Source organism: Parcubacteria group bacterium CG10_big_fil_rev_8_21_14_0_10_36_14 (assembly GCA_002772895.1).
Classification (GTDB): Bacteria; Patescibacteriota; Patescibacteriia.
Genome location: PFCS01000026.1, coordinates 17,141 through 22,186, shown reverse-complemented (window position 1 = coordinate 22,186; position 5,046 = coordinate 17,141). Strand labels below are relative to the sequence as shown.

The window sequence follows — 5,046 nt, the reverse complement described above, 5'->3', positions numbered from 1 at the left end:
TGACCTACTCTTGCACGGTACTCAAACCGTACTACCATCGGCCTTGCGAAGCTTAACTTCTGTGTTCGGGATGGGAACAGGTGTGACCCTCGCGGTAGAAGCACCAGAACGATACATCTTTTAAAAATTTGAATCAAACAATCTAAAACTTATTAGCTACTTCATGGTACATATTTTGTACTTCATGATTTAAGCCAAATATAGGAAAAAGAGCTCGGTTTATTAGTACAGCTCGGCTACATGCATTACTGCACTTACACCTGCTGCCTATCAACCAGATAGTCTCTCTGGAACCTAAAATGAGATCTAATCTTGAGAACGGCTTCACGCTTATATGCTTTCAGCGTTTATCCGTACCGAACTTAGCTACGAAGCTGTGCCCTTGGCAGAACAACTCCCACACTAGAGGTTCGTCCTTCTCGGTCCTCTCGTACTAGAGAAGGGTTCTCTCAAATCTCGACGCCCACGGCGGATAGGAGACCGAACTGTCTCACGACGTTCTGAACCCAGCTCGCGTGCCGCTTTAATTGGCGAACAGCCAAACCCTTGGGACCTTCTCCAGCCCCAGGATGCGACGAGCCGACATCGCTGTCGTATTTACTATTACTAGTAACATTAGACTATATCTTCATCCTGTTATTCATATAACAGGAGATGGCGTATGATAATAGTTTATTTCTCGATTATCGAGTACCTACTATCTCATCTCTGATAAATCAGAGAATTAGTCGTTACGGGGTCCGATATTTTCGGACTTCCCACGGTATTGTCTCAATAAAATGATATCCGCATAAAATTACCACTGCGTATATCTTCTATTAAGAGTTCACCGTTATTAGCCATTTTTTGGTATTCTGATTACTCAGAATAGCACCCCGATTTAAGTTAAGGTGCCAAACCCTTCCGTCGCTGTGGACGCTCGGGAAGGATCAGCCTGTTATCCCCGGAGTAGCTTTTGTCCGATGAGCTTCCGCCGTCCTATTACGAACGGTCGGATCACTAACTTCTGCTTTCGCAACTAGTCCTCTTGTAGGAGTTCCAGTAAAGCTGGCTTATGCGTTTGCACTTTAGAACCCGATTTCCATCCGGGCCAAGCCAACCTTTGTAAACGCCTCCGTTACTTTTTGGGAGGCATCCGCCCCAGATAAACTACCCGCCAGACACTGTCCCCAAAACCTGATTCAAGGTCTCGGGTTAGAGATAAAATAACGCAAGGGTGGTATCTCACTGTCGGTTCGACTTGCGTCGAACCTCCCACCTATTCTGAACATGCGGAACTCTACCCCAATGTCAAGTTGTAGTAAAGCTTCACGGGGTCTTTTCGTCCAGCCGCGGGTAAAGAGCATCTTCACTCGTGTTGAAATTTCGCCGAGTACATCGTCAAGACAGTTTCCAAGTCGTTATGCCATTCGTGCGGGTCGGAACTTACCCGACAAGGAATTTCGCTACCTTAGGACCGTTATAGTTACGGCCGGCGTTCACCAGCGCTTCGGTCACGAGCTTCTCCCGATAAATCGAGATGACCCACTTCCTTAACGTTCTGGCACTGGCCAGGCATCAGCCCCTATACATCACCTTACGGTTTAGCAGGGACCTGTGTTTTTGGTAAACAGTCGCTTGGAATCTTTTGTTGCAGCCTAACCGCACCTCACTGCGTTCGGCTTGCGGAATTTCGAATTTAAAATTTTTAATTACAAAATCAACATTTTCATAACTAAAAATTATTGTTAGGAACTTCATAATTCCGCGCCAAATACATTGAGGCACGGTCAGGCAGGCCTTATCCCGAAGTTACGGCCACTGTTTTGCCGAGTTCCTTAACGATGTTTCTCTCGTACACCTTGGCACACTTATGCCCGTCCACCTGTGTCGGTTTGCGGTACGATTTCTATAAGATATACACTAACCTTTTCTAGGCACCACTTTTACCTCTATTGCTTTCCCCTTGCGGTTCAAGCTGCGTCCAGCCCGATAAATCGGACCAGCCATGCGAATAGCCAAAATCGCACAAAGACTCCAGTAATGCGTCCGTTAGCTTAAATCAAACAGAAGTGCAGGAATATTAACCTGCTCATCCATCGACTACCCCAGCCCTTACTGCGCAGCAGTAAGATAATATTCATTATTACCCTTATTGCTATGCAAAAAGGGCTGGACTCGCCTTAGGATCGACTAACCCTGGGTCGATTTTCGTTGCCCAGGAAACCTTGGACTTACGGTGTGGGGGGTTCTCGCCCCCATTTTTGCTACTCATGCCAACATTCTCACTTCTGTACGCTCCACTCCCGCTCACGCGGTAAGCTTCAACGCATACAGAACGCTCCCCTACCACCCAATCGCACCTCGCTACACTTAGAAATAAATTTATTCTAAATGCAATGAGGCACGATCAGGTCCGCATCTTCGGTACTAAGTTTAGCCCCGGTACATTATCGGCGCAAAATAACTTGACCAGTGAGCTGTTACGCTTTCTTTAAAGGATGGCTGCTTCTAAGCCAACCTCCTGGTTGTATAAGTCGTTTCACCACCTTTTACACTTAACTTAAATTTAGGGACCTTAGATTGCGGTCTGGGCTTTTTCCCTTTAGACCTATGGAGCTTAGCCCCCATGGTCTGACTGCCGGTATCTGACTGCGGTATTCGGAGTTTGGTTGTGATGGGTAGGATTGCTCCCCCCAGTCTCATCCAGTGCTCTACCCCCGCAGCAGTTCTTCCGACGCTAGCCCTCAAGCTATTTCGGGGAGAACCAGCTATCACCGAGTTCGATTGGAATTTCTCCTCTATCCACAGATCATCCCCGCGTGTTGCACGGCGCGTGGGTTCGGGCCTCCCCTTGATTTTACTCAAGGTTCACCCTGTCCATGGATAGCTCACCCGGTTTCGGGTCTTGCAAGTGCTACTTATATCGCGCGTTAACGCTCGCTTTCACTACGCCTTCATCCTTTATGGATTTAAGCTCGCAACACTCACAAACTCGTTGGCTCATTCTTCAATAGGAACACTGTCATCCCGCAAGCGGGACTCCAGCTTCTTGTAGGTATATGGTTTCAGGTTTTATTTCATCGCCCTCCCGGGCTGCTTTTCACCTTTCCCTCATGGTACTAGTTCACTATCGATCATAAAAAGTATTTAGCCTTGGCCGATAGTCCGGCCAGATTCCTACGAGATTTCTCGAGTCTCGCAGTACTTAGGAATAATATAATAAAACATTCATGTTTTTCACATACAGGACTATCACCTTCTATGGTCCCTGTTTCCACAGGATTCTGCTAAACATTAAATTTTATAGGTCTCTTGCAGGAAAACCATAATACTATCCTTCAACTCTTTACAAACATATGGCCCCGCAGCCTTCCGTAACCGCTCATCCAAGCCCAAAGGCAAAGAATTGCAATCACTTCAGTTTATAAAGTTTAGGCTTCTCCCTTTTCGCTCGCCGCTACTTAGGGAATGTAAACACAGATTGATACATCACTGATTACACAAAAAATTGTATTATCGGTGACATAAAAAATCTGTGTTAGTTCTTCGTTTTCTTTTCCTCTGGGTACTAAGATGTTTCACTTCCCCAGGTGCCCTCCCATGCACTATGTATTCATGCATGAGTGATCTAATCTTCCATTAGATCGGGTTTCCCCATTCGGACATCCCCGGATCACAGGCTGTTTGCCGCCTTCCCGAGGCTTATCGCAGGCTACCACGTCCTTCATCGGCTTTTTATGTCGAGGCATCCCCCATACACCCTTATTGCTCTTTTCCCTATATATGACTTAAACTTGCTCACCAATTTTTTGCCTTCAAAAAATTTTGGCAAGTTTCATATATGGTTTAATTTGATTTGATTCGTTTATTGAGTTGTCAAAGTGCTTTCGCAACTTTTAACAAATTGCAAATTACAAATTTAAATTATTAAATCTGAAATCTGAAATCTGAGATTAAAAAAAGCCGCCTTCCAAGCGGTCCCAAAAAAATCTTACTCACAAAAACCGTAAGCTATGGACTACTTGGTATTATATATAATAGGTAGGTTGTAATAAAATCTACTATCATGTTTTATGTCCTAAACCGAGTTTCCATCCCGGTTTACTCCGTCCGCCAAAAGGCGAAAATCGGAGGGAAGCTTACAGAGGAACTTTCACCCAAAATAGGAGTTCGTGTAATGTTTAAAGTTAATTTATATATTAAACTATTTATTAATATATGTCAAGTGGCAAATATTATTAAGATTTTTCTTCTTATTTTAGCAAAAAAATCACCCTTTCTACTTTGGTTCTTAAAATTACTTATCCACAGGTTTATTATACATAAAAATATTGACATTGTCAAGCTTTATGTTAAGCTTATAAATAAGAAGGTGTGCAGGTAGGGTAAGGGTAAAAAACGGGCCTTCTTTCATATATAGAACCTTGACAACAAAACACGGAGGCGCAAAATGCTTGCTGGAAAAAATGAAATTCAAGATCAAGAAACTCAAAATCAAGAAGCGCAAGATCAAGAAGCCCAAAAAAAAGAAATAAAACAAATAACATTGCCACAACTTATTAAAGTACGAGTTAAGGGCTTTCCACAACTTGTCTATCTCAGCGAAGTGGGATTTGATAGTGAATTTTGTACTCAAGTTGCTTGGGAAAATTTTATTAAACTTGTGCAACAAAATCCCGATATCAACACAATCCTTCTTGACGGCACGCTCTCGCGTCTTGACCGACCAGAGTTTCTAACCGATGAAGAGCTCTTTACCTACTGGTACAAAAGCATAGAAGAAGCTGAGGAAATCAGTAAACAAATTCCAAACTATGAACAATTTACCACAATGGCAAAAATACAGCTCAAAATTCTTGAAAGACATTTAGTCGCTCTAAAGACAGCTCGTCCTGATTTACAAATTCTTTTGTCAACCGATTCTGATGCTACACAATTTTCTTTTACGTATCGCTTGAATGAAATTTTAGTTAGCAAACAAAGAAGTCTTACTGAACAAATTGAAAAAGCGAATAGCATAATCAAAAAGAAAAAGAAGCTTTGTACAAAAGCAAAATCAACATT

At 43.2% G+C, this 5,046-nt stretch carries 1 protein-coding gene, 2 rRNA genes and 1 pseudogene (1 of these 4 running past the window's edge); 2 read left to right on the top strand and 2 right to left on the bottom strand.

The annotated features are described in order from the left end of the window. Both rrf and COU51_01790 read right to left on the bottom strand, forming a co-directional pair. Window positions 1–108, bottom strand: a 5S ribosomal RNA gene (gene rrf / locus COU51_01795); the annotation flags it as partial. Between the two features lie 92 nt (window positions 109–200). Further along, window positions 201–3,755, bottom strand: a 23S ribosomal RNA gene (locus COU51_01790). 293 nt (window positions 3,756–4,048) lie between these two features. Between COU51_01790 and COU51_01785 the strand changes: the two genes are divergently transcribed. Next, window positions 4,049–4,366 carry a hypothetical protein gene (locus COU51_01785; GenBank protein PIR66853.1) on the top strand — a complete coding sequence of 106 codons (318 nt, stop codon included), beginning with the start codon at window positions 4,049–4,051 and terminating at the stop codon, window positions 4,364–4,366. 66 nt (window positions 4,367–4,432) lie between these two features. Further along, a pseudogene (locus COU51_01780) lies at window positions 4,433–5,046 on the top strand (hypothetical protein); it runs 1,828 nt beyond the window's last position.

Excerpts from the sequence above, each read along its gene's own strand:
- COU51_01785 (PIR66853.1), top strand. The coding sequence starts at position 4,049 with ATGTTTTATGTCCTAAACCGAGTTTCCATCCCGGTTTACTCCGTCCGC.